The sequence below is a fragment of the Sphingobacterium griseoflavum genome (assembly GCF_014653155.1).
In the GTDB taxonomy this organism is placed as follows: Bacteria; Bacteroidota; Bacteroidia; order Sphingobacteriales; family Sphingobacteriaceae; genus Sphingobacterium; species Sphingobacterium griseoflavum.
Window position 1 is genome coordinate 202,227 of the sequence record NZ_BNAF01000008.1, and the last position, 25,175, is coordinate 227,401.

At 43.9% G+C, this 25,175-nt stretch carries 23 protein-coding genes; all 23 read left to right on the forward strand.

The window, feature by feature from the left end:
* Positions 1-200: 200 nt before the first annotated feature.
* Entirely contained in the window at positions 201-1,163 is a 963-nt protein-coding gene (locus IE165_RS12095) for a DUF5106 domain-containing protein (protein WP_189626883.1), read from the forward strand.
* A gap of 75 nt (positions 1,164-1,238) precedes the next feature.
* Positions 1,239-2,369 (forward strand): MraY family glycosyltransferase, encoded by a 1,131-nt coding sequence (locus IE165_RS12100; RefSeq protein WP_189626884.1) that lies wholly within the window; start codon positions 1,239-1,241, stop codon positions 2,367-2,369.
* A 481-nt stretch (positions 2,370-2,850) separates the two neighbouring features.
* Positions 2,851-3,042: a hypothetical protein gene (locus IE165_RS12105; RefSeq protein ID WP_189626885.1), complete on the forward strand. Its 192-nt coding sequence runs from the start codon at positions 2,851-2,853 to the stop codon at positions 3,040-3,042.
* Between the two features lie 13 nt (positions 3,043-3,055).
* Positions 3,056-4,600, forward strand: a complete 1,545-nt coding sequence (locus IE165_RS18530; RefSeq protein WP_229826532.1) for a fimbrillin family protein — start codon at positions 3,056-3,058, stop codon at positions 4,598-4,600.
* Between the two features lie 323 nt (positions 4,601-4,923).
* A complete protein-coding gene (locus IE165_RS12115) occupies positions 4,924-6,132 on the forward strand; it encodes an MraY family glycosyltransferase (RefSeq protein ID WP_189626886.1) in 1,209 nt (402 codons plus the stop codon).
* 21 nt (positions 6,133-6,153) lie between these two features.
* Positions 6,154-7,113 (forward strand): NAD-dependent epimerase/dehydratase family protein, encoded by a 960-nt coding sequence (locus tag IE165_RS12120; RefSeq protein WP_189626887.1) that lies wholly within the window; start codon positions 6,154-6,156, stop codon positions 7,111-7,113.
* A 30-nt stretch (positions 7,114-7,143) separates the two neighbouring features.
* Positions 7,144-8,580 carry a lipopolysaccharide biosynthesis protein gene (locus tag IE165_RS12125; RefSeq protein ID WP_189626888.1) on the forward strand — a complete coding sequence of 479 codons (1,437 nt, stop codon included), beginning with the start codon at positions 7,144-7,146 and terminating at the stop codon, positions 8,578-8,580.
* On the forward strand, positions 8,577-9,659 hold the full coding sequence (locus IE165_RS12130; protein WP_189626889.1) for a DegT/DnrJ/EryC1/StrS family aminotransferase: 1,083 nt from the start codon (positions 8,577-8,579) through the stop codon (positions 9,657-9,659). The genes IE165_RS12125 and IE165_RS12130 overlap by 4 nt, the downstream gene beginning before the upstream one ends.
* Before the next feature lie 4 nt (positions 9,660-9,663).
* Entirely contained in the window at positions 9,664-10,944 is a 1,281-nt protein-coding gene (locus tag IE165_RS12135) for an ATP-grasp domain-containing protein (protein WP_229826533.1), read from the forward strand.
* 5 nt (positions 10,945-10,949) lie between these two features.
* Positions 10,950-11,855 (forward strand): glycosyltransferase family 2 protein, encoded by a 906-nt coding sequence (locus IE165_RS12140; protein ID WP_189626890.1) that lies wholly within the window; start codon positions 10,950-10,952, stop codon positions 11,853-11,855.
* A gap of 5 nt (positions 11,856-11,860) precedes the next feature.
* A complete protein-coding gene (locus IE165_RS12145; RefSeq protein WP_189626891.1) occupies positions 11,861-12,733 on the forward strand; it encodes a glycosyltransferase family 2 protein in 873 nt (290 codons plus the stop codon).
* Between the two features lie 16 nt (positions 12,734-12,749).
* Positions 12,750-13,847: a glycosyltransferase WbsX family protein gene (locus IE165_RS12150; RefSeq protein WP_189626892.1), complete on the forward strand. Its 1,098-nt coding sequence runs from the start codon at positions 12,750-12,752 to the stop codon at positions 13,845-13,847.
* A gap of 41 nt (positions 13,848-13,888) precedes the next feature.
* Complete coding sequence (locus IE165_RS12155) at positions 13,889-14,956, forward strand: acyltransferase family protein (protein WP_189626893.1); 1,068 nt, start codon at positions 13,889-13,891, stop codon at positions 14,954-14,956.
* 10 nt (positions 14,957-14,966) lie between these two features.
* Positions 14,967-15,500 (forward strand): serine O-acetyltransferase, encoded by a 534-nt coding sequence (locus IE165_RS12160; RefSeq protein ID WP_189626894.1) that lies wholly within the window; start codon positions 14,967-14,969, stop codon positions 15,498-15,500.
* Between the two features lie 154 nt (positions 15,501-15,654).
* Positions 15,655-16,731 (forward strand): glycosyltransferase, encoded by a 1,077-nt coding sequence (locus tag IE165_RS12165; RefSeq protein ID WP_189626895.1) that lies wholly within the window; start codon positions 15,655-15,657, stop codon positions 16,729-16,731.
* On the forward strand, positions 16,731-17,690 hold the full coding sequence (locus IE165_RS12170; protein ID WP_189626896.1) for a glycosyltransferase family 8 protein: 960 nt from the start codon (positions 16,731-16,733) through the stop codon (positions 17,688-17,690). The genes IE165_RS12165 and IE165_RS12170 overlap by 1 nt, the downstream gene beginning before the upstream one ends.
* On the forward strand, positions 17,627-18,547 hold the full coding sequence (locus IE165_RS12175; protein WP_189626897.1) for a beta-1,6-N-acetylglucosaminyltransferase: 921 nt from the start codon (positions 17,627-17,629) through the stop codon (positions 18,545-18,547). The genes IE165_RS12170 and IE165_RS12175 overlap by 64 nt, the downstream gene beginning before the upstream one ends.
* On the forward strand, positions 18,544-19,428 hold the full coding sequence (locus IE165_RS12180) for a beta-1,6-N-acetylglucosaminyltransferase (protein WP_189626898.1): 885 nt from the start codon (positions 18,544-18,546) through the stop codon (positions 19,426-19,428). The genes IE165_RS12175 and IE165_RS12180 overlap by 4 nt, the downstream gene beginning before the upstream one ends.
* Positions 19,425-20,423, forward strand: coding sequence for a glycosyltransferase family 2 protein (locus IE165_RS12185; protein ID WP_229826534.1), 999 nt, complete (start codon positions 19,425-19,427; stop codon positions 20,421-20,423). Before IE165_RS12180 ends, IE165_RS12185 begins: the two co-directional genes overlap by 4 nt.
* 4 nt (positions 20,424-20,427) lie before the next feature.
* On the forward strand, positions 20,428-21,708 hold the full coding sequence (locus IE165_RS12190; protein ID WP_229826535.1) for a hypothetical protein: 1,281 nt from the start codon (positions 20,428-20,430) through the stop codon (positions 21,706-21,708).
* Positions 21,705-22,850 (forward strand): glycosyltransferase family 4 protein, encoded by a 1,146-nt coding sequence (locus tag IE165_RS12195; RefSeq protein WP_189626899.1) that lies wholly within the window; start codon positions 21,705-21,707, stop codon positions 22,848-22,850. Before IE165_RS12190 ends, IE165_RS12195 begins: the two co-directional genes overlap by 4 nt.
* On the forward strand, positions 22,834-23,970 hold the full coding sequence (locus tag IE165_RS12200; protein ID WP_189626900.1) for a glycosyltransferase family 4 protein: 1,137 nt from the start codon (positions 22,834-22,836) through the stop codon (positions 23,968-23,970). Before IE165_RS12195 ends, IE165_RS12200 begins: the two co-directional genes overlap by 17 nt.
* Before the next feature lie 11 nt (positions 23,971-23,981).
* Positions 23,982-25,109, forward strand: a complete 1,128-nt coding sequence (locus IE165_RS12205) for a glycosyltransferase (protein ID WP_189626901.1) — start codon at positions 23,982-23,984, stop codon at positions 25,107-25,109.
* Positions 25,110-25,175: the final 66 nt, after the last annotated feature.

Consider the following 25,175-nt stretch of genomic DNA (forward strand, 5'->3'; position numbering starts at 1 on the left):
TCCGGACCGCCTCAAGCCTAATAAATGTTAAAATAAAATGAAACGTGATTTAATCTATTTTTTTTGATTATTTTTAAGCGCTTATTCGATCTGCTGTTGCTTATGAGAAAGGATACCGTTTATAGATGTTGTTTTCTTTTTTTATATAGGTTGAACACGGCGCGAACAATTTCTTTGTTTTTTTTGTTAATTCTTTACGGATGGATGAAAAATGGTTTCAAACGCAGTATGTAAATAGCGCAATCAAATGCCGAGTAGTGACGGCCCGTTTACGATGGGCATGGCACCTATGCTACGCGGTAGCGCTGTTCCTGCTCGTTGCCTGCCATCATTCCCCGTCTACTGCCGATCAGGCTGCAGCATCCGATAGTGCATTTCAGGACGTTCATCCCGCTGCTGCGACCGATATGCTGAGCCAATATTGGGTTGGTTACGATTTTCAGGATGACAGCAATAGGCAGGATCCAGAAAAAGGGGAGCAGGCTTTGGTAGACTTTATCAGCCTGTTCGGTCAGGCGGATAACCAAACGGTTTCTTCGGCTATTAAACGAATGCTTGCTGCCGCACGGCAAAGCCCCAAGGCATACGACTTTTTTGTCGCACAGTACGAAAAATACTTGTACAACCCCAATTCGCCCATGCGCAATGATGCGTATTATGAGCCGGTACTCGAATTTAAGCTCGATTCGACCCAGTTGGATAGCATGGAACGAATAAAAACGGCAACGCTGCTGCGGCTGTTGCGGCAGAATAAGCCCGGTACCCGGGCCGCAGATTTTTCCTTCCAACTTGCAACAGGCGAATCTGCTCGTTTATCGGAGCTGTCGTTCCCGCTCACGGTCTTGTTTTTCTATGAGCCCGGCTGCTCCCATTGTGAAGAAGCCATTGCCATGCTCCGTGCATATGAACCGCTCAACCGGCGGATACAGCAAAAGACACTGGGTTTTTTAGCCGTTTATCCGTTTGGCGACAAAGCGGCTTGGAAGGCCTATCAACAGCAGATTCCGGACAATTGGCTACAGGCTTTTGACGAGCGGCAGGAGGTTGTCAAAAAAGGTAAATATGATTTGAAAGCAACGCCGACAATCTTTCTGTTGGATGAAAATAAAAATGTTATACGCAAAGATGTGGATGTGCGCGTGCTCATGGATGAACTCCGTTGATGAAGATTTGGTTGGGCAGTGCTTTGCCCCCCGTATTCAGGCTGCCGTCGACCACATCGTGTAACCCAAAAAGAGATGAAGATATTGATCGTTATTGTTCCGTTTATTATAGCTATCGCACTCGGGCGTATGATTATCCCGTATATTCTTTTTGTATCCTACAAGAAGCGTTTGTTTGATCCATTGGATCCACGCAAGTTCCATCAACAGATAATCCCGCGTTTGGGTGGCGTGTCCTTTGCTCCTGTTCAAAGCTGTTTGTTCATTTTATCGGTCGTTATCCTTTACAAGGTCAATTTTGTCCCCTTGGGAATCAACACGGCCGAGATTTTCCCGATGTTTACGCTGCTGCTCTGCGGGATGGTTATCTTATTCTTGATTGGTTTGGCCGACGATCTGGTCAGTGTCAACCATCGATGGAAATTCTATGCACAGATCGCCGTGGCTTCCTTTTTTCCGCTCTCCGGATTGTGGATCAACGACTTGTATGGTATCCTGTTCATCACCTATGTCCCCGCTTGGGCGGGTGTGCCGCTGACCATTTTTGCCGTAGTGCTGATCATCAATGCGGTCAATCTCATCGATGGCATCGACGGTCTGTGTTCTGGACTCATTATGGTGGGCTGTATTTTTCTGGGCGTGCTCTTTACCTACTATGGCGCTTGGCTACATGCTATCTTCGCCTTTATTACCGCCGGTGTGTTGGTGTCCTTCTTCTATTTCAACGTGTTTGGCGCATCGAAACGTAAACGGCGTATCTTCATGGGAGATACGGGAAGCCTTACTTTGGGCTATTCCATAGCTTTTCTGTCGATCAGTTTTGCGATGAACAACGACGATATCAAGCCCTTTTCGGAGGGAGCGATTGTTACGGCTTTTTCTACCTTGATCGTTCCCGTGTTTGATGTAAGCAGAGTATTGCTTGTCCGTTGGCGAGAGAAGCAACCGCTCTTCAAGCCGGATCGCAACCATTTACACCATAAATTCTTGCGATCGGGGATGTCCCACCATCAGGCGATGGTTTCCATATTGCTGTTGGCGCTCTTTTTCTGCGTCTTCAATTTATTGGCCGTGCACTACATCAGCAACAATATTGTCGTGCTGTGCGACATCCTATTCTGGTTGGGCTTTATTGGCGTTTGGAACCTTGTCGAGAGTAAAAAGAGGAAAGTGCGATCCCAAAAGATGCAGTTTATGCAAGATTAGACCCCGTAGCTGTCGCATAATGGCTACAAATGCAATTTCTTTATAAAAAAACATTTTCCCCGAAATAAAAAGATAAAAATCCTAGCATTCCCACTATTAATCGCCTTTTACGCTTGTTTTAGGGACTTTTTTACAGGATTTCCAATGAAAAGCCACGCCCGGCATTCACAGCTGAATATTGACATATATCAATGAAAATCCCCGTTTAATAAGGAATTAAGCTATTTGTAGCGATTGCGCTACAAGCGGGTTTTTCATTGTTTAAACAATGGTATACCTTTGTATCGCAATGAAAAACAGCGGACATGATGCAAGGCAGGCCAGATCTTTGCCTTGCGCTATCGTAAGCGAACAGCAATCGAAAAATAACCCATAGGTTAAATTTATTTTGCAGCTCAAGTTTTGACTGTCTCGACAAAAAGAGGTCAGCGTGTATTCGTTTTGCCCTTTCGATCGAGTTTTATTGATCAGCCTTACACACATGAAAACAGAGAACAATATGATACCCGTTGAGAAGCTGCCTTACCTGGCGCCCATGGTGGACGTTATCCAACTAGAGCTGGAGTGTTCCATTGTTACCGGATCCGCTACGGTGAAGCCGCAGGATTATCACCAGGATGTGTACGAGCAATGGGATGTCGACGTGGACGACAACCGCAGTATTAATTTTTAATGATTCGCAACAGATGAAAGCATATATCCTATTTCGGAACCTACTGATCACAACATGTATAGCCTGTTTTGCGGCATCTTGTTCGAAAGACGAGAGCGTGCAGGCGACTGGCGAAGCCCGGGTAAACGTCGTCCTGGGTGCTGTGCAAGAGCAGCAATCTACGATGAAAATGGCCTCCGCAGCTGGTACGACCTTGAGTCAGGTCCAGCAAACAACCGTGCCGTTCACTGACGCCTACACCTTGGTGGCAACGCTGGCTTCTACATCTTCTGCTACACTGAGCCAGAAGGTCAGCACGGCTGGTGGCAATACCGCTGCGGCCACCACCACCACAACCATATTGGAGCAGGGCGTGCAATACCGGGTCGTGGTTTACGATGCAGCGGGCAACTACCTGTCCAATCAGGTGTTCACGGTGGGAAACACCACCAATGCGGCCATGGCATTTAATGCCGGTCAACGCTACACGTTTATCGCCTATTCTATAAATAGCAAAACATCCGTGCCGGATGTTGATCCCCAGCAAAACCTGGCCGCAGCTACCCTTTCCAGTCTCTCTGGAAGTACTGATCTCCTGTATTTCCGGTCAGATATAACCTTGAACGGTGGCGATAACAACCTGAATGTTGTGCTAAAGCATCTCTTCAGCCAGATTACCACAACGATCAACGCCGCGGCTATCGGTACGATCGAAAGTTGCTCTGCTTCGATAGCCCCACATTACCTGACCGTGGGCGTGAAGCTAGGCAACGCGCAGATCAGCTATACGGGCAATACAGGGTCGGCATCGCTAGCTTTTACCGGCTTCCAAACTAGCCAGATCAGCAGCGCGGCAACCATCCTGAACCACCCGTCAACGGCTGCCGGTGTGTTGACGATCGCTTCTATAAAGGCAGGCGGCATAACCCGTACTGGTCTCAAGCTGGAAAACCTTTCGATCACGCCAGGCGTGAAGTATACCTTGAATTTGGAGCTGAAACCAAACTTTGGTATCAGTTTGGGCGGCTACACTTGGGCGCCCGGAAACCTGGTCTACAACAATGGCAATTATGGTTTTGCGGAAGACCAAGGTAAGTACGGCGACCAGTGGCAGGTTAATGCGTTATTGCCGATTGATAGAGGCGCGGGCAGTGAAGGGCAGCAGGCCTACGATGCTGCAAAAGACCCATGCAGGATGGTTACCTCGCATGGCGGCAACTGGCGTACCCCAACAGTAACGCACTTGCAGGCCGCCACCGGCGCCAACCGCAATGAAAAACCGATCTTCCACGTGCGGTATGATTTGCCTGGCCAGCCTCGCGCAAGTTATCGGGGTGTCGCCGGATTATTTGTCGGAACAACAACACAGCCCGCAGAAGCCGATGTCGATAAATACCTATTCTTGCCCTATGCCGGAGAGCGCAATTGGGGACAGGGATCGATGGGTACCTATTGGACTGTAACGCCATCGAGCGCAAACAACGAGCGTTTCCAGTTTAATACAGGAGATGTCACCTGGCCATACAGCAGCCAGTACTATAATGCCGGTGGCAGTATCCGCTGTGTCAAGGCGCAGTAAACGGGTGCCGTACACCGCAAAAAAAAGCGAGGATCGACAGGCTCAATATGCCTAGATCCTCGCTTTTTTGCTCCAACTGCGCGGCTTAATGCAATCGTTGCGTAAAAAATTTGTGCGAAATGCAATGGGTGATCTGTAGCGCTTTAGCTACACCGAGAAACTACACGTAGCGCGATGTTAAGCAGCTGTAGCGGGAGCGCTACAGAATCAATTAAATGCCCGTAAATACTGGTCTAGATTAATATTTGAGCGTATTTTTGGGACATAATCATCGGCAGGGATGGTATCCGTGCTGATGACGATAATAGATAAAAAATACAACCATGAGAACGTTACTAATAATTGTGCCATTTTTTATAGCTCTTTACTTGGGTCGAATAATTTTACCCTACGTATTCCTGGTTTGTTTCAAAAAAAGGCTTTTCGATCCGGTCGATAAGAGGAAGGTGCATACCCAGCGGATTCCTCGCTTGGGCGGTGTGGCGTTTGCGCCCGTGCAGTGCTTTTTGATGACCTTGGCCGTCGTGGTTTTCTATAAATACAACTTTGTCGATCTAAGCATCAATACCGAAGAAGTGCTGCCGATGTTCTTGTTGTTGATCTGTGGTTTGGTGATGCTTTTCTTGGTGGGTATCGGCGATGACTTGGTCGGGATAAGCTATAAATGGAAATTTGGTGTGCAGCTTTTTGTAGCTACGCTTTTTCCGCTTTCGGGCTTGTGGATCAACGATCTCTATGGCGTTTTCTTCATCACTTGCATCCCCGCTTATGTGGGTATGCCCTTAACGGTTCTGGTTGTGATATTGATCATCAATGCCGTTAACTTAATCGATGGTTTGGATGGTCTTTGCTCGGGATTGATTGCTGTGGGCTGCCTGGTCTTGGGTGTCATGTTCCTTTTGCAGCACGCTTACCTCCATGCGATGTTCGCCTTTATCACGGCCGGCGTATTGATTCCGTTTTTCTATTTCAATGTCTTCGGTATCAATAAGCGGAGGCACCGGATCTTTATGGGAGACACTGGCAGCCTCACCCTCGGCTTGTCCATTGCCTTTCTGGCCATCAGTTTTGCCATGAACAATGCTGCCATCAAGCCATTCTACGAAGGCGCCATTGTTGCCGCATTTTCCGTTTTGATCGTTCCTGTGATGGATGTGCTGCGCGTCATGTTTGTGCGTTACCGTACTGGTAAGCCTCTTTTTATGCCGGATAGAAGCCATATACACCACAAATTGCTGGATCTAGGGCTGTCGCATCATGCCAGCATGTTGTCCATCGTTGGATTTGCTGCTTTCTTCGCCATCTTCAATAGCATCATGGTCAACTACATCAGCAACAACATCGTGCTGCTTTGGGATGTCGCGCTGTGGGGCGGCTTGCACTTGGCCTTGAATAAGGTGGAAAGTATGCGCGCAGCAAAACGTATGCACGAATTGCTGAGAGCCCAAAACAAAATGAAAAATATTGAGAATAAAAAGCTAAATTTACAGGATATGACATTAAAGAATCTCCAGTTGGAGAATGTTCGTTAATCCTATAATTAACTGCTTCTTATGAAAGTGACCATTATTGGCGGATCAGGATTTGTGGGTACGCGTTTGATCGAAAACTTACGGGCTACGCAAGGGCTGGATATCCGCAATGTAGATAAAGTACAGAGTGACACACATCCTGCCCTGACGGAAATCGGAGACGTCACCAATTTAGCGGATATGCGGTTGGCACTGCAAGGCTCTGATGCTGTCGTGTTGCTTGCCGCCGAACACCGGGATGATGTTTATCCCGTTGTGCGCTATTTTGATGTCAATGTGCAGGGGTTGCGCAACATCTTGCAGGCTATGGAGGAAAATAATGTGAAACATATTATTTTTACCAGCTCGGTGGCCGTATACGGTTTGGATAAAGACAATCCCGACGAAACGCTGGCTCCCGATCCTTTCAACCATTACGGTAAAAGCAAATGGCAGGCCGAGCAGACGTTGAAATGGTGGTTTACAGAACATAGCGACTGGACCATTTCCATTGTGCGGCCTACTGTTATTTTTGGCGAAGGCAACCGCGGCAACGTATGGAATCTGCTCAACCAAATCGCGTCCGGCAAATTTATGATGATCGGACCCGGAACGAATCGCAAGTCCATGGCTTACGTCGGCAATGTGGTGGCCTTCCTGCAATTTTTGATACAAAACAAAAGCATCGGTTACGAGGTCTATAACTATGTGGATAAACCCGATTTTACAACCAATGATCTCGTATACCATACCGGTAAGGTGCTGGACAAGAAAATACCTACTCGCCGCATTCCCTACTGGCTAGGCATGCTGGGCGGATATGGTTTTGATGTGCTGGCTTGGGTAACCCGCAAAAAGTTGCCCATCAGTTCGGTGCGCGTGAAGAAGTTTTGCGCCGTTACGCAGTTCGATTCCGCCAAGGCCATGGACTCGGGCTTTAAACCCCCTTTTACCATGGAAGAAGGATTGCGTAGAACATTGAAATCGGAGTTTGGTAAATAAAGCATGTGCTTAACAGCTTAATCCTCTATTATGTCGCTTAAACAGCAGGCTTTTACGGGCGTGGTTTGGACATTTGCTGAACAGTTTGGCTCGCAGATCGTTGGCTTTTTGACCAGTCTCGTCTTGGCGCGTTTACTGCTCCCTGCAGATTTTGGAACTATAGCGCTCTTTGGAGTTGTGATGGCTATCGCCAAAGTGTTTTTGGATAGCGGTCTGGCTGGTAGTCTAATACGCACGGCTGAGGCTGATGAGCGAGATTACTCTACCGTTTTTTGGTTTAACTTGGCTGCAGGGCTTATTTTGTACATTCTTGTATTTTTTATAGCTCCTTTGGTCTCAAAGTTTTATGACCTGCCCTTGCTTTCCCCTCTTATTCGAGTATATGCATTGATATTGCTTATAGACTCCTTCGTAACTGTACAGAGCGTGCAGTTTGTAAAAAGACTGGATTTTAAAACCAATTTTAAAATTCAGTTACCATCCATTATTTTAGGGGGTATTGCTGGTGTATCTTTTGCTTATTTAGGATTTGGAGCTTGGTCTTTAGTTTATGCCTCGCTCGTCCAAAATGGGATCTTTACTTTGCAATATTGGCTTTATAGCGATTGGCGTCCGTCGTTTGTATTTGATAAGGCCAAATTCAAATATCATTTTAACTACGGTTCCGGCCTGATGCTATCTGGCCTGCTGGATGTTACATTTAATAATATTTATACGATCCTAATCGGTAAGAAGTACTCCACTGTCGAACTTGGTTTTTATAACCGCGCCGACTCGCTTAAGCAGCTGCCTGTAAATAATATTTCGAACGCTTTAAACAAAGTGTCCTTTCCGCTTTTTGCGAAAATTAGCCATGACGATGCTTTGTTGAAAGATGCTTACAAAAAGATTTTATCCATCGTTATCTTTGTCATTGCGCCCATAATTGCCTTTATGGTAATATCCGCCGAGCCTCTAATTCGTTTTTTGTTGACTGACAAATGGCTGGCCGCGGTTCCATATTTCCAAATTTTAGCTATCGCTGGAGTTTTGTACCCCATCCACGCCTACAACCTCAATGTGCTGAAGGTGAAAGGACGATCGGATTTGTTTCTTCGACTGGAGATCTTTAAGAAAATTTTGGTCGTTATCGTGGTGCTAGCTTCTCTACCTTTTGGTATTTTTGGCTTGCTGTGGGGGCAGGTCATTACTTCTGTATTGGCACTTTTTATTAATACCCATTATACGGGTAAATTTTTAAAATACAGCGTTTTTTCGCAAATTAGGGATTTGATGCCCAGCTTGCTGCTGGCATCGCTTTGTGCGCTGGCCGTCTATTTTTTAGATAAGTGGTATTTCGCTGGTCTTTCAGACTTATATAGGCTCTGTGTCTTAGTCCTATTGTATGCGAGCCTTTATTTGGGCATTGGCCTATTGACGAAAGGAAAGGAGATAGGCATGTTGAAAGAATTAATTTTTAAGAGATGATACCTGTAACAAAACCTTTTCTCCCGCCACGGGAAGTATATGATAAATTTGTCGATGGCATTTGGCATCGACAATGGTTGACCAATATGGGGCCGTTGGCCAGCCAATTAGAAATGGATCTCAAGGATTTTTTACATGTTAGTCACTTACTTTTTGTGACCAATGGAACGGTTGCGCTGCAAATGGCGTTAAAAGCATTCGCCGTTAGTGGGGAGGTCATCACGACACCATTCTCCTTTGTGGCCACTACATCCAGTATAGTTTGGGAAGGTTGCCAACCCGTGTTTGTTGATATAGATCCACAAAGCCTCAATATTGATCCTGCAAAAATTGAAGCCGCTATTACGGATAAAACATCTGCGATCTTAGCTACCCACGTCTATGGCAATCCTTGTGATGTGGAAGCCATAGAGCGTATAGCCAAAAAATATAAACTAAAGGTTATCTACGATGGTGCGCATGCTTTTGGTGTCAAGGTAAACGGTCGATCCGTCTTTGAATACGGCGATGTCAGCATTTGTTCTTTGCACGCTACTAAGCTGTATCATTCTATCGAGGGCGGATTGATAATCACCAGAGATCCTGACCTGCTAAAGAAGTTGGCGTCGATGCGTAACTTTGGTATTTCGGGCTTTGAAAGCTTTGCCGACTTGGGCATCAACGGAAAAAACTCGGAGTTCCACGCTGCTATGGGCTTGGCCAATCTCGAATTGGTAGCCGGTATTATCGAAAAAAGAGTAGCGCTAATCCATCGCTACGAATCCAAATTAAAAACCTTTAAAGCTTTTCGACCAAAATGGCACGATAAGTCCGCGAATAATGGCGCATACCTTCCATATGTATTGGAATCCGAAGAATTGCTTTTGAAGATAAAGAAAGAGTTAGATGGCCATGAGATATTTACAAGGCGCTATTTTTATCCTAGCCTAGCGAAGGCTTTGCCATATCTCAATCCGGTGGAAATGCCTGTTACAGATAGTATTGCTAAACGGGTATTATGCCTGCCACTCTTTTACGAATTGACCTTCGAAGAGGTCGATATCATTTGTCGGATTATTTTACGTATGCAAAATAATTAATGTGATGCAGATTATTAATGTATTAGTTTTTCCTTGTGGTTCGGAGATAGCATTGGAACTCATGAGATCCGTTAAGTTTTCTCGACATATCAAATTATTTGGTGCGAGTAGTGTGGAAGATCATGGTAGTTTTGAATATGAGAACTATATAGGCGGAATGCCATTCATCGATTCAATTAATTTTATTGAGGACCTCAATAAAATTATTGAAAAATACCAAATAGATGCCATTTATCCCGCAATGGATTCCGTAATAGCTTTGCTGTCAGCAAATAAGCATTTGTTGAGATGCAAACTGATAGGATCCTCTGATTACGTTAATCAAATTTGTTTATCTAAATTGAAAACATACGAAGCATTAAATTCGGTAGTGCATTGCCCCGCAGTTTACAAGCGGAATGAGGTAGATGAGGAATTATTTCCACTCTTTTTGAAGCCAGACGTTGGTTATGGATCACGAGGTGTTTTAAAAGTTGATAACTTCGTTTCCCTAGATAACCACTTAGCTCTCCATCAAGATTGCCTTATTCTGGAATATTTGCCAGGTGAGGAAATTACCGTAGATTGTTTTTCTGATAAGGAGGGAGTACTTAGATTTTATGGACCTAGGAGACGAGGTAGAGTGGCAAACGGTATCAGTGTTGGAACAGAGATTGTTGTTAGAGATTTGGAACAGATCAAAGATATTGCGATAGCTATCAATGAGAAATTGCACTTTAGAGGAGCATGGTTTTTTCAGATGAAATATGACGTGAACTCTGAATTATGCTTGCTTGAGGTTGCGGCTCGATTCGGAGGTTCGTCGTCTTTAAATCGGTGTAGAGGAGTAAATTTTGGATTGCTCTCAATCTTCGATGCATTTAATTTTGATGTGGATATTGTAGTCAACTCTTATAATATTGTATTAGATCGCGCGCTCGATAATAAATATAAAATTGCCCTTAATTATAGATTTGTGTATTGTGATTTTGATGATTGTCTCGTGATCGAGGGAAAAGTCAATACACAGCTATTGCGGTTTTTATATCAATGTCTGAACGACAGGAAAATATTGATTTTAATTACAAAACATGTTCATGATATCGATGTATCACTCAAAAAGTATCGTTTGAATAATCTATTCGACGAAGTTATACATTTAGATCGAGAGGATTCGAAGTCTAATTTTATCAATAATGAAAATTCTATATTTATAGATGATTCATTTATGGAACGGCAACAAGTCTTTGTAAGCAGGGGTATCCCAGTTTTTTCTCCGGATATGATTGAATCATTAATTCATTAAAATATATGGATTCTTTCGAAGTAAGTATAGTCGTCATTACATATGGTCATGAAAAGTTCATAGGTGAAGCTTTAAATGGAATATTGGCTCAAAATTTTAGCGGTCTTGTCGAGGTAGTTATCTCAAATGACCATTCTCCTGATAAAACGGATAAGGTATGTAAAGATTTCATATCTAGAAGTGACATTCCTGCCAATATCATTTTTAAATATACTTGCCATGATAGTAATATAGGTAGTATGCAAAATTTTATGTGGGCATTGAAACAGTGTAACGGAAAGTATATTGCCATTTGTGATGGAGATGATTATTGGACTGACCCAGGGAAATTACAGAGACAAGTCAATTATTTAAATTTAAATCGAAACTGCGCTATCCATAGCAGTAAAGCACAGACGCTTAACCATAATGGCAAAGGAGAGATTATTGGAGATCCATCTTTTAAAGCTAAATATTATTTTTCTGACTTTTTTACTAAAAATAATCTAGTTACTTGTACTGTAATGTTTAGAAACCACTATATAGACAATAGCGTTTTTGAAGGAGTCTCTTTTGGTGATTGGATGCTTTATGCTTATCTGTTATCTAAAGGTTCTAATAGTTACGCATTTGTTTCGGATCACGTTGTTGCCGCCTACCGAGTGCATTCTGATGGGGTGATGGACACCTTGCGGAAAACTAATGGTTTAGCAGAGAAACATGCAATTCACTTATATCATTTATATAGTAACTTTAAGATCAGTTATTCTGAAGATGATATACAGAATTTAAATATGTACTTTATCGAGTCGATTAAATTAGCATTTAAAAATAAGTTTTTTAAAAAAGTTGTGTATTTGAATTTACTTTATTTAAAAATTGAACCGATCCGAGCCTTATGTACAAAGTTGAAAACATCTTTTAAGTTCTAAATTGGATGCCAGCACCGCTAATATCAATTGTAGTCCCTTGTTACAATCAATCTCAATATTTAGATGAATGTTTGAATTCGGTATTAAATCAGACTTATGAAAGTTGGGAGTGTATAATAGTCAATGATGGATCTCCTGACAATACCGAAGATATAGCAAAACTATGGCTGGCAAAAGATGCCAGATTCAGCTATATAGAAAAAGAGAACGGAGGATTGTCTTCGGCAAGAAATGCTGGATTGGAATCAGCGAAAGGAAACTGGATTCAATTTCTCGATTGTGATGATATCTTGGAAACGAATAAGCTGAAGACTAATTCTTCTTATTTAAAAGATGGAGTAGATGTTATTGTATCTGGCTATCGTTATTTTGAATCAGATGAAGGACCAGACAAACAAAGAATTTATGGAAGAGACATGTTTTTACCCGAGGTTTGCATAAATAGCGATGATAACGTAGACCTGAAATTTCTATTTAAAAATAAAAACCCCTTTGTCATTAGCGCTCCGCTTTACAGTAAAGATGTATTTAAACGAGTGGGAAAGTTTAATGAAAATCTAAAATCATTAGAGGATTGGGAATTTAATATTCGTTGTGCTCTCGATAATTGTACGTTTCAACACGTTGGATATGGCTTTAAAGATAAGGTGCTCATCAGATTACATAATAACAGTATGATGAGGTCTAAAAGTAATATGGAGCACAATCATAAGATTTTAGTTAATGCCCTGAACGACAATCCCAATTATTTAAAATTCTTCGGACGAAACAATGATTTTAATCCTTCAGTTTTTTCCGTCAAATGGTTTAGGAACATTTTTGTACTGTTAACGCCTCCAATTTTTTTATTGTTATTTAAGAGAATTTGGCGGAGATAGATATTAATAAATTAAAATGAGTAAACTGAAAACTATAGCATTTTATCTTCCTCAATTTCATCCTATCCCGGAAAATGACAGTTGGTGGGGGAAGGGATTTACCGAATGGACGAACGTTGCGAAGGCGAAGCCCATGTTTCCGGGGCACTATCAACCTCATGTACCTGCAGATTTAGGGTTTTATGATCTCCGACTCCCGGAAGCGAGGAAGGCGCAGGCCGACTTAGCTCGCGAATATGGAATTTCCGCCTTCTGTTATTGGCATTATTGGTTCGGAAATGGTAGGCGTATTTTGGAACGACCCTTTGATGAAGTATTGAAGAGTGGAGAACCTGATTTTCCATTCTGCTTGGCATGGGCAAATGAATCATGGAGCGGGATATGGCATGGCAATCCCAAAACGGTTTTGATGGAACAAGTTTACCCAGGTGTAGACGATTATATAGCGCATTTCGAACTTCTGCTGCCTGCTTTTAAAGATGATCGTTATTTTAAAGTGCAGGGCAAGCCACTTTTTATGGTGTACAAGCCTATGGATATTCCTGATCTAAAAGTTTTCGTGCACACTTTTCGCGATTTGGCTGCTAAGCATAATTTAGAGGGGATACATCTAGTGGCCACCAATGTTATGCCGGATTGGGATGCAGCAAAGCATGGCTTTGATGCCTTAACACCAGCTAGCCATGTAAAAGATGAGTATCTTCGATCTACTAGCAAATGGGTTGACTTTTCAAGACGATTGAAAACAAGCCGACTTTCACCTTATTACAAAAAAGTTTTTAAGCGACCCACCCGTATTTATCGTTATGAGGACGCCATACAAGAGTTCGATGAGTTCGCGGGCGATAACATCTATTACCCGACCGTTATACCTAATTGGGATAATACACCACGCAGCGGAATAAATGGCTTTGTACTCAAAGAATCTACACCGGCACTTTTTGGTAAAGCATTAAAGAACGCAAAGCGATTAGCTGAGAAATATGATGAGGAAAATCAAATTATTTTTATCAAATCTTGGAATGAATGGGCGGAGGGAAACCACTTGGAACCTGACTTAAAATTCGGGCATCAGTATTTAGCCGAATTACGAAAAGTGTTGTATGAAATATAAGGTATGGTGGACAGCAGTACCAAGATGCTAACGGGGCAGGTATGAATGCAAAGATAGAGTCTTTACAGATCATTAGAGCGGTTGCTGCCATCTTAGTTGTTATTTGCCATATTTGGAATGATGGTTGGCTTGGCGCCGAGATTGTAGCGTTGGGGGGCTATGGTGTAGACTTATTTTTTATTCTAAGTGGATTCATTATGTGCCTTACAGTCAAATTGAATTCGAAATCGAAATCGGCCAATGCCTTCTATTTTTTATCAAAGCGCATAGTTAGGATTTTTCCGATATATATCATTTGTGCAGTACCACTTTTACTATTTAATATCAAGGCGGAGGGGCCAAAAGATATGTTTTTTTACGTAGGTAACTTCTTTCTCTTACCTTCGTTCAATGCAAACTTGGATTACAGGCTGGTTTTGGGGCCAGGTTGGACATTGGTATACGAGATGATATTTTATTACATTTTCTCGTTGCTTATGTTGCTTACGCTAAGCAAAAGAAGTTTATTGCAATTTATTATTGGAAGTATGCTCTGTATCGTTTCGATATATCGTCTTTTTAATTTACAAGGCCCTCAAGGTGGATGGGTAAATATAAGTTATATTTTAGGAGATACACTTCTAATCAACTTTGTTTTGGGCATCGTCTGCTTCTATATTTATGAAGCATTAAAAGGGAAAGTAAAAATTAAAATCTCTTATGGACTTATCTTCTTATTAATCATGACCGTATTTGCCGCATATCTATATAGCGAAAAAGGTCTACCACGACTTATCGCTTACGGATTGCCGGCATTTTTTAGTGTAAGCTTTTTGACATTGACAAATCACATCTCGCTTGAAAATAAGGGTCTAAAAAGTTTGGTTGCTATAGGAAACGCTTCGTATAGTATTTATTTGACGCATTATTACTTTGCTTTTTTTAAACCGAAATTTGTGAGCAGATCGCAATATTTTAATATGGATTTCACGATGTTTCTCAATCTGCTGGATATACTATTGGTCCTTAGCGCAGTGGGCGGGGGGATGTTGTTTTATCGTTGGGTCGAACAACCTATTATTAAATATTCTTCAAAAAGATTGTGGTTGAATAAAAAAACGACAGCATAAAAAAAATTGTATGGATTTACAAACATGGAGGAATAGTGATCGGATGGATTATTTTCCTCCGCTATCAAAGGGAGCTATCGTGGATTGGCTTTTACAATCGGAGCAATACTGGTTACGTTGTTTTATGAAGTCACTGCGTGCAGAAGAATACTATAGCTTCTATAGGCCCAACAAGGTCTTAAGATATTTCTATGCTCGGCGTAAAAATCGGTTGGGTCGGAAGTTGGGCTTCTTTATTCCGGCGGGTTGTTTTGCTGAAGGTCTTAAAATTTACCATTACGGTTCGATTCTTGTCAATCCGAAAACGCGTATTGGTAAAAACTGCACGATTCACGGAAATTGCTGTTTAGGAAGTAAGGGTATTTATCCAGATGATTCACCGATCATTGGCAATAACGTGGATATTGGGCAAGGCGCTCAAGTGCTGGGCGGGATTATAATTGCGGATGGTGTAAAGATAGGCGCGGGAGCGATTGTGACGAAGTCTGTCTTAGAACCAAATGTCACGGTTATAGGAATTCCTGCTAGAATCGTCATGAAATAATAGCCGGTTATGTCTATTTACGATTATATAGTCTTGACTTTGCTTTGTCAAAAACAGCATCTAGCCTTGGTTTTAACAAAGGGCTAGGTAGAGATAGATTCTTTTTGTAGAAAAGAAAATAGTATTTATTCAAACGCATAACCATAGGTCTAAAATGAAAGTACTACACATTGTAACAAGAATTGATTCAGGAGGCATAAGCACTTTTTTGTACAATTATTATCAGTTTTTAGACCGCTCGTCGGTACAATTCGATATTGTAGCAATAGATACAGGGACTCGCCAAGCGTACCACGATATCTTTGAATCGTTAGGCGTCCGTGTGTTTTATATGCCTGATCCAATTGTTCAAAGATTGGTTTTTTTGGCAAAGCTGATACGTTCACATCGGTACGATATTGTACATGCCCATATCGAACTGCAATCATCCGTATACTTGGCAGTTGCTGCCCTTTTTGGGGTTAGGGGGCGTGTCGCTCATGCACATTTGTCGATGGCTCGTTCGGGATTGAAAAATAGATTGCTACGAACTTTAATGAACCTAGTAGTATCTGCAAGAGTAGGGGCGAGTGACTTATCTATACATGCTGTTTTCGGCAAGCGCTATGCAAAAAAGGCAATAATCCTCTACAATGCGGTTAATTTGGATAAATTCGGATTTAGAAAACCCATTAGAGATACACAGCGAGAAAAGCTAAAGTTGATGGATAAGTTCGTTTTGGGCTTTGTCGGTCGTCTTTCCATACAAAAGAATGTCTTTTTCCTTTTGGATGTCTTTGCGCTAGTTTTAAAGCAAAAAAGTGATACAATTTTATTGCTGGTAGGGGACGGAGAATTAAGAACGGAAATGGAACTGCGTATAAATCAGATGGATATAAGTGAAAATGTAATTTTTTTGTCTAATCGAGACGATATCCCTGAATTGATGATGGCTATGGACGTGCTGCTACTGCCCTCGTTTTACGAAGGTTTGCCACTCGTATTGGTGGAGGCTCAGGCTGCGGCATTGAAAAGTTTAGTATCCAACAATGTGACAAAACTCGTAGGTATTACGGAATTTATCCAATACGAAGCGATAGATAATGCTCAATTGTGGTGTGATATTATTTTGAGTGAATTCGTAGATTATCCAAGGTATTCTGTGGAAAATATAATAACGGCTAATCGTTTTAATATCCGCGAAGAAGCAAATAGATTAAGTGATTTCTATAATGGATTAATAAATAGGTGATGATAAAACTGTCAGAAGCAGAGAATAATATAATAATCCCTTTGGTTATTGCCTTTACACCGAACTATTTTGTGCCGGTCGCTACATGCATATCCTCGGTCTTACGGAATGCTGCCAAAGATTCACGGTTTCATTTCATCTGTTTGTTGACAGAAGCATTGCCAAACCGTATGCAAGAGCTTCTTTACGAGTTGGTGGGTGACTGCGGTCGATTTACCTTTATGGACTTAACGGGCGCCATAAGCGCTGATATCTACGTAGACCCCAAATACACCATAGCGGCTTCTTATCGTTTATTGCTGCCCGATCTATTGCCGCAATATGATAAAGTTTTATATATCGATTGCGACATGATTTTCCGAAACGATTTGGCGCTACTATATCGTACAATAGATTTGCAAGATCATTATATGGCGGGCGTTTTTGAAGCCACGCTGGATGTGCAGCAGGCGCATATGCAAGCTATTGGATGCGCGCCGGGCACTTATATAAACAGTGGGTTGTTATTGATGAACCTGAAGCAGCTTCGGGCCGATGGAATGGTGGCTAAATTCTTGGAAGCGGCGAAAGAAGAAGGATTGGAGTTTCCGGATCAGGATGTCATTAACCAACTGTGTAAGGGACGCATTATGGGTCTTCCTCCATTTTGGAACAGCATCCGTACATTCTTATTACCACGATATAAAGCTGATTTCTTAAAATTTTACACCGAGCAAGACTGGCAAACCGTGCAACGCATTGGGAATGTGCATTACACAGGGCCAAAACCCTGGAAGACCTTTACGGTTGCTTTTGATCTATGGTGGTCTTACTACAATGTACTTTCCGGAGAGACAAAGCGCTTATTACACGTTGATCCTAAATTAGCGATTTTTGCAAAGATTTATCAACAACCATGGGGAAGATCATTGGTGGATACGTTGCAGAAGCTGTATCGAAAAGGAAAGGGGGGCTGGTGATAAAACATGCTTACCTGATTTTGGCCCATAATGAGTTTGAGGTTTTGCAAACGTTGATTTCGCTAATTGATGATCCAAGAAACGATATTTACGTACATATAGATAGGAAGGTGAAGGACTTACCGGTGCTTTCCGTATTGCAATCGCAATTGTGTATATTAGAGCATAGGGTCGATGTACGTTGGGGATCAGTTTCTCAAATTAAGGCTGAGTATAAGCTGTTTGAAGCTGCCGTTTTGGAAGGTAAGGGATATGATCGCTATCATTTAATTTCAGGGACACATTTGCCACTAAAGTCACAAGATGATATGCACGATTTTTTTAGAAAGAGGACTGGACAGGAAGTGTTGAACTTCTTGTATACGAATGCTTACGAAATTAATATGAAACTCGCCCGCTACCACTTTTTTCTTGATTATTTTCAATACGGTGAAAGATGGCAAAAAGTGATGGCTAATTTTTGCTGGCACGTATTGCTGAAATTGCAATATATTTTGCGTATACAGAAGGATGTGCCTAAGGTCTCCATAAAAGCGAATAATTGGGTAAGTCTGACCGATCGTGCCGTGCAGCATATTTTAAGGCACAAGGAAGATGTTTTGACAAAATTTCGCTGGAGCCTGTGCGGCGACGAATTTTTTGTGCCGTATTTGCTGACCGGGAAAAATAAGCTTTTCGATATCGTTGATGCTCGCAATCTCTTGTATAATGATTTTCAGGGAAGCAACGCTCGCGTGCTGACATCAGACGATGAGGCGTTGCTGTTGCATTCAGATTATTTGTTTGCAAGGAAGTTTAGTAAATCGGCCACGCCTATTGTGGATCGCATTGTTCAACATCTGAGAGACAAACCATGAAGCACGCTTACCTCATATTGGCCCATAATCAGTTTGAAATACTGGAACAATTGCTGGTGTTGATAGATGACCCGCGTAATGATATCTTTATCCACATCGATAAAAAGGTTGTGGATCTTCCGGTATTGCAAACGGAGTTGGCTAACTTATGGATATTGGAGGATCGAATCGATGTGCGCTGGGGTGATGTCAGCGTGGTGGAAGCTGAATTATTACTATTTCAACAGGCCTATCAACACGGACCCTACGGGCATTATCACCTGCTTTCCGGGGTCGATTTGCCCTTGCACGGGCAGGACTATATCCATGCCTTTTGCCAGGTCAACAGCGGAAAGCAGTTTATCGGCTACTCGTCCGGCGATCAGTCGCTTCATATCGAGCGGAAGGTGCAACGTTGGCACTTATTTCCGCGTCATTTCCGGTCGTCTGGATCTTTGGCGGACAATCTTCGGCGAGCTATTCGATTTATAGGTATGCGCGTCCAGCTCGTTTTTGGCATAAGGAGAAACCGGGCAATTCAATTTAAGAAAGGGACCCAATGGGTCAGCTTAACACACGATTTCGTAGCTTTTATGCTGCAGCATACACAACGCCTTTTGGATACCTATCGGTACACGTTCTGCGCCGATGAAATCTTTGTGCAGACTTTGTGCTGGAATTCCAACTTTCGAGATAGCATCTATAACTTAGCCGATGAAGCCGAGGGAAGTCAGCGTCTGATTCGTTGGAAAGATAACCGACTGTACGATTGGGGAGATCAGGATTTTGGGTTGTTGCATGGCTCGGCATTGCTCTTTGCACGAAAATTCAATACACAGCATATGAAAGTTGTGGCGCAAATAGTGTCTACAATCACCACCGCTAATGGAAAAGCAACATGATGGATGCCCCTATCGTATCGGTTATTATACCTGTTTACAATGCAGAGAAAACACTTCCGTTTTGTTTGGCTTCGTTGTCTAAACTGACCTATCCCTACCTACAATTTATATTTGTAGACGACTGCAGTACAGACGGCAGCCTTGCCTGCATAGAAGCCTTTGCAGAAGGGCCACAGCAAGGGGTTCATTGGGATGTTAAAGTCATTCGGCAGGCCGTAAACCGTGGTGTGGCTGCCGCCCGCAATACCGGTTTGGATCATGCCACGGGCACCTATATTTATTATGTGGACGCCGATGATCAGATAGATCCGGAAACCATTGCAGAAGCGGTCGAGAAGGCGCAGCAATTGGATGCGGATATCGTGGGCTTTAATTGGTACCTGGCCTTCGACAAAAATAAGCGCAAAATGAACCAACCTGCTTTCCATACAGCATGGGAAGCTGTAGAGATGATGTTACGCGGAACCATGCGCTGGAATCTTTGGCTATTTTTGGTCAGGCGCTCGCTTTACGAAGAGCATCAGATCCGTTTCCTCCCCGGCATGAATATGGGGGAAGATATGATGGTGATGACCAAACTATTTGCGCATGCCGAGCGTGTGGCGTATATGGACAAGGCTTTTTACCACTACCGGCAATCCAACGAGACATCTTTGACCAAGACCTATAGCGAGCAGCATATGGCACAGGTGGCCGCCAATATACAAGAACTGGAAGGTTTTTTGGCAGCGAGTAAATACGCGTCTCGCATTGGCGACCTGATTGGCTTTTTGAAACTGAACAATAAACTCCCCTTTTTAATCAGCCCAAAAGTGAGCCAATACAAGCGTTGGTTGAGTTGGTTTCCCGAAGCTAATCGTTTGGTGTTAAAAAACACTAGCTTGCCTTGGCGCACCCGACTGCTTCAATATGCGGCGGTCAAAAAACAATTTTGGCTATTAAAAGGATATTATTATTTTGTCATTCGTTTTATCTACGGCATAATTTATCGGTAATCGGATGTTCAAACTGCTACAATACCTATTTTTAACAATTCTGGTCAGTTTTTACTACTTTCCAATAGGTCTGTCTATACTGCCCAGTAGCTTAAACACCAAAAATGTATTGGCATTAGCCGGCATAGTATTGCTGCTGTACAGCAGTATGCGGAGTAAACGTTACGCCATTTCATTGGACCTGATTGGTGCCATCGGCCTTGCCGTGTTTTTTTCCATGGTCTGTCTCTACGCGACCGATGTAAACCATACAGTAGATTATGCCTATGCCAACTATTACATTTCCTTTGCCGTATGGCTTTTTGGTGCCTATGCGGTATGTACGGCTATTCGTCTTGTGCATGGCGAAGCGAATTTTAAATTGATTACCCTGTACTTAACGGCGGTTTGCTTTGGGCAATGTGTTTCGGCGATCCTGATCGATCGGATTCCATCTTTCCAGATCCTCGTCGATACCTACGTTAGCCAAGGCCAGGAGTTCTTTGAGGAGGTAGACCGTTTGTATGGCATCGGGGCGGCGTTGGATACGGCGGGGGTACGTTTCTCCCTCGTGCTGGTGATGCTTTCGGCATTATTGGTTCAGGATGCCGCTATCCGGAAACATGCCGGAAAAGTGACGCTGCTCCTGCTGGCTTTCTTTACCATAACCTTAATCGGCAATATGATGGCGCGCACCACCATTTTAGGCTTTGCGATGGCTTTAGCCTATTTGGGAATAGCCACTGGCGTATGGAGGATGGTTATTCAACAACGTTTTTTTACATTCTTCCTGATCTTCCTATTGATCCTCGTACTGGGTATCAGTATCTCCGTATACCTCTACCAAACGGATGAGGCTTTTCATGATAATATGCGCTTTGCCTTCGAAGGTTTCTTCAATTGGGTAGAAAAAGGCGAATGGCGCACCGATTCGACGGATAAGTTGAATCGGGAGATGTGGGTTTGGCCAACGGACACCAAAACCTGGATTATCGGTTCGGGACTATTTGACAATTTTGTGTATAGCACGGATATAGGCTATTGCCGTTTTATCCTGTATTGCGGGCTAACAGGCTTTTCTGTTTTCGCACTTTTTTTCGTGTACAACTCCTACGTTTTTGCACAAAGAAACCAGCGCTATGCATTGATGTTTTTCTTTTTTCTAGCCATCACCTTCGTCATATGGGTTAAGGTGGCTACCGATATTTTCGTCATCTACGCGCTCTTCTATTGCTTGGACGGTATTGAAACGAACCCTTTTCGTCGTCAGGTGCCCGCCCAAACTCCATTATCACCAGCCACATGAAGATCGTCTACTGCATAGCGGCAACGAGTAACTCCGGCGGAATGGAGCGGGTGCTCGCCAATAAGGCAAACTATTTCGCGCGAATGGGTTTCGAGGTGCATATCGTGACGACCGATCAAGCAGGAAAGCCCAATTTCTTTCCCTTAGATCCCCGGGTGCAGCAACACGATCTGGGTATCAACTACGTGCACAACAACGGACGCAGCTTGCTGTACAAGGTGCTCAGTTATGGGCAGAAGCAAAAGCTGCACCGAAAACGCCTAACAGTGCTCTTGCAAAACCTAAAAGCCGATATCAGCATCTCCATGTTTGACCATGAGGTTTCTTTTTTGCAGCGTATTCCGGATGGCAGTATAAAAATACTGGAAATACATTTTTCCCGCTTTAAACGTTTGCAATATGGTCGTGCGGGTATTTGGGCACTGGTTAACCAATACCGCAGCAAACAAGACCTGAGGTATGCGCAGCAGTATGCGCGCTTCGTGGTGCTAACACATGAAGACCGCGGTTACTGGGGCGATCTGCCCAATATCCGGGTCATTCCCAATGCAAATAGCTTTCGGCCCACTACAGTTTCAGATCGGAAGGAGCATAAGGTGATGGCCGTGGGGCGGTATGATGATCAAAAATGCTTTGCCGACCTGATAGCGGCATGGGCAACAATCAGGCAGGTGCAGCCCGGGTGGGCCTTGCATATCTATGGACAAGGGCCGCTGCAGGGAAAGTTACAGGCGCAAATAGTGCAGTTGGGCCTAACAGGAGTGGTGCGCCTAGAGGCGCCCGTCAAAGATATCGAATCGGCTTATCGACAACATGCGATGTTGGCCATGACCTCGCGCTACGAGGGCCTTCCCATGGCGCTGCTTGAGGCGCAAGCTTGTGGCTTGCCCTTGGTGGCCTACGCATGCAAATGCGGGCCGCGTGATATTATCCGGGACGGTGAGAATGGTTTTTTAGTGCCTGAAGGTGATAAAGCTACATTGACCGAGCGCCTGTTGCGGTTAATGGAGGATGAAGTGCTGCGCCAACAGATGGGGCAGGCTGCCGAGCGTCGATCGTTGGATTTTACGGAAGATGTCGTTATGGAACAATGGTTAAACCTATTTTCGGAATTGCAAACAGCACATGGAAAACAGAGATAGCAGCAGTCCGCGTAAAACTATTGTGGTTTCGGCGGTCAACTTGAACCGGGGTGGTACCCTGCGGATATTGCGGGAATGCCTGGGTTATTTGTCGGTCTTCGCTGCCGAGTCGGGGTGTCGCGTGGTAGCTATTGTCTATAAAAAAGAGCTTGCAGATTTCCCGCATATCGAGTACATCGAAACACAATGGCCCAAAAAGCGTTGGATAAACAGGCTTTGGTATGAATATGTATCGCTGCGCAAAGTAGCCCAGCAGCTGCAACCCATCACCCTTTGGCTTTCGCTGCATGATACCACACCTTCGGTGCAGGCCGAGCGCCGGGCAGTATATTGCCACAATTCCTTTCCGTTTTTGAAATGGGATCACAGGGACTTGTTTTTTGCGCCCCAAATTGTGGCCTTTGCCTTATTCTCCCGTTTTTTCTACCAAAAAAATATCCGGCAGAATGACTACTTGGTGGTGCAGCAGGAGTGGTTTCGCGAGGCTTTTGTCCGGATGTTCCGCTTGCCTTTCGAAAAGATTATTGTCGCGCCACCGCAGCAGGAAGAACCTGCTGTTGCTGATACAACGAGCCGAGCGGATCCGGAGAAATATGTGTTTATTTACCCGGCCATCGGAGATAGCCATAAAAATATCGAATGTGTATGCGCTGCGGCAGAAATCCTTTGGAAAAAGGGCATACAGCATTTTGAGCTGCTGCTAACGATCAGCGGAACCGAAAATAGGTATACGAAATGGCTGCACCAACGTTGGGGCAAAGGCGTGCCCGCGCTTCGCTTCCTAGGGTATCTGGAAAGGGAAACGCTATACCAGTATTACCAACAAGCCGACTGCCTGCTTTTTCCGTCCAAAGTGGAAACTTGGGGCCTGCCGATCTCGGAATTCGCCGCGTTTAAGAAGCCTATGCTGCTGGCCGATTTACCTTACGCGCGCGAAACGGCAAAAGGAAACAGCGAAGTGGCCTTCTTCCCGACAGACAAGCCGCAGATTTTGGCCGAGCAGATGCAGGCAATTATAGCGGGCAACCGCGCTTTTTTGCAGGCCGCGGAGCGGGAGGATTTGAAAGAGCCGGTGGTGCACGCTTGGAAAGCGCTATTTGAAAAATTGTTGGAACAGTAAAAAACAGAGGGATGAAGGTATTGCAACTTGGTAAATTTTACCCCATTCGGGGTGGTGTGGAGAAGGTGATGTATGATCTGATGCTGGGGCTATCGGAGGCCGGTGTTCCGTGTGATATGCTTTGCGCTTCTACCGAAGACCAGCCCGGGGAAACCATTCATATCAACCCCCTAGCGCGCGTTTTCGTGATGCCGACGCAGATCAGTGCGGCTGCGACCAAACTGGCGCCTAGCCTGATCACGACGTTGCGTCGCATCGCAAAAAATTATGATATCATCCACGTGCACCATCCCGATCCGATGGCCTGCTTGGCCTTGTACCTCGCTGGGTACAAGGGTAAAGTACTGCTGCATTGGCATAGCGATATATTAAAGCAAAAGCTATTGTTGAAAGTCTATGCTCCTCTCCAAAGCTGGTTGATCAAGCGTGCCGACCATATCGTGGGCACCACGCCCAAATATGTGGCCGAGTCGCCATTTCTTCGAAAGGTGCAGCATAAAACAAGTTATATCCCGATCGGGGTAGAGCCCTTACACCCTGATCCGGCGCTTGTTGCGCAGCTTCAAGCGCGCTACGCCGGTAAAAAGATCGTCTTGTCCCTCGGACGCCTCGTAGCCTATAAAGGCTATGCCCATCTGATTGAGGCAGCGAGCAACCTACCCGACGATTACCATATCCTTATTGGTGGAAAAGGGCCGTTACGGGAAGAACTGCAGGCGCTTATTGTCGAACGAAATCTACAAAAAAAAGTATCCTTGTTGGGCTATGTTGCAGATGAGGAAATTCCGGCGTATTTTGCGGCATGCCATCTGTTTTGCTTGCCTTCAGTCTTAAAAACGGAAGCATTCGCGATTGTACAGATCGAAGCCATGTCTTGTGGAAAGCCAATCGTGTCTACGGATATACCCGAATCGGGTGTAAGTTGGGTAAACCAAGACGGTGTCTCGGGGCTTGTGGTGCCCATTGCGGATGCGCTGCAATTGGCACGTAAAATTCAAGAGATTGGGGAAAACCCCCGCTTGTACGAGCAGCTATCGGCCGGTGCAAAGGCTAGGTTTGCCTCGCTTTTTACGCGAGGGCATATGGTGGAGGTAGCCCTAACGGTGTACCGCCAATTGCTGGAAAGCAAGATAAAATAGGCAGGTTGTAAATACGCATATTTTAAATTGTTGGCTTTTTGCTAGACAAATTGCGAAACCTTTACG

Bases quoted from the DNA above. Each gene is read 5' to 3' on its own strand.
- IE165_RS12130 (WP_189626889.1), top strand. From the start codon at position 8,577: ATGATACCTGTAACAAAACCTTTTCTCCCGCCACGGGAAGTATATGAT.
- IE165_RS12125 (WP_189626888.1), top strand. From the start codon at position 7,144: ATGTCGCTTAAACAGCAGGCTTTTACGGGCGTGGTTTGGACATTTGCT.
- IE165_RS12165 (WP_189626895.1), top strand. From the start codon at position 15,655: ATGAAAGTACTACACATTGTAACAAGAATTGATTCAGGAGGCATAAGC.
- IE165_RS12095 (WP_189626883.1), top strand. From the start codon at position 201: ATGGATGAAAAATGGTTTCAAACGCAGTATGTAAATAGCGCAATCAAA.
- IE165_RS12180 (WP_189626898.1), top strand. From the start codon at position 18,544: ATGAAGCACGCTTACCTCATATTGGCCCATAATCAGTTTGAAATACTG.
- IE165_RS12195 (WP_189626899.1), top strand. From the start codon at position 21,705: ATGAAGATCGTCTACTGCATAGCGGCAACGAGTAACTCCGGCGGAATG.
- IE165_RS12135 (WP_229826533.1), top strand. From the start codon at position 9,664: ATGCAGATTATTAATGTATTAGTTTTTCCTTGTGGTTCGGAGATAGCA.
- IE165_RS12140 (WP_189626890.1), top strand. From the start codon at position 10,950: ATGGATTCTTTCGAAGTAAGTATAGTCGTCATTACATATGGTCATGAA.
- IE165_RS12170 (WP_189626896.1), top strand. From the start codon at position 16,731: ATGATAAAACTGTCAGAAGCAGAGAATAATATAATAATCCCTTTGGTT.
- IE165_RS12175 (WP_189626897.1), top strand. From the start codon at position 17,627: ATGGGGAAGATCATTGGTGGATACGTTGCAGAAGCTGTATCGAAAAGG.
- IE165_RS12115 (WP_189626886.1), top strand. From the start codon at position 4,924: ATGAGAACGTTACTAATAATTGTGCCATTTTTTATAGCTCTTTACTTG.
- IE165_RS12160 (WP_189626894.1), top strand. From the start codon at position 14,967: ATGGATTTACAAACATGGAGGAATAGTGATCGGATGGATTATTTTCCT.
- IE165_RS12145 (WP_189626891.1), top strand. From the start codon at position 11,861: ATGCCAGCACCGCTAATATCAATTGTAGTCCCTTGTTACAATCAATCT.
- IE165_RS18530 (WP_229826532.1), top strand. From the start codon at position 3,056: ATGAAAGCATATATCCTATTTCGGAACCTACTGATCACAACATGTATA.
- IE165_RS12190 (WP_229826535.1), top strand. From the start codon at position 20,428: ATGTTCAAACTGCTACAATACCTATTTTTAACAATTCTGGTCAGTTTT.
- IE165_RS12205 (WP_189626901.1), top strand. From the start codon at position 23,982: ATGAAGGTATTGCAACTTGGTAAATTTTACCCCATTCGGGGTGGTGTG.
- IE165_RS12120 (WP_189626887.1), top strand. From the start codon at position 6,154: ATGAAAGTGACCATTATTGGCGGATCAGGATTTGTGGGTACGCGTTTG.
- IE165_RS12200 (WP_189626900.1), top strand. From the start codon at position 22,834: ATGGAAAACAGAGATAGCAGCAGTCCGCGTAAAACTATTGTGGTTTCG.
- IE165_RS12100 (WP_189626884.1), top strand. From the start codon at position 1,239: ATGAAGATATTGATCGTTATTGTTCCGTTTATTATAGCTATCGCACTC.
- IE165_RS12155 (WP_189626893.1), top strand. From the start codon at position 13,889: ATGAATGCAAAGATAGAGTCTTTACAGATCATTAGAGCGGTTGCTGCC.
- IE165_RS12185 (WP_229826534.1), top strand. From the start codon at position 19,425: ATGATGGATGCCCCTATCGTATCGGTTATTATACCTGTTTACAATGCA.
- IE165_RS12150 (WP_189626892.1), top strand. From the start codon at position 12,750: ATGAGTAAACTGAAAACTATAGCATTTTATCTTCCTCAATTTCATCCT.
- IE165_RS12105 (WP_189626885.1), top strand. From the start codon at position 2,851: ATGAAAACAGAGAACAATATGATACCCGTTGAGAAGCTGCCTTACCTG.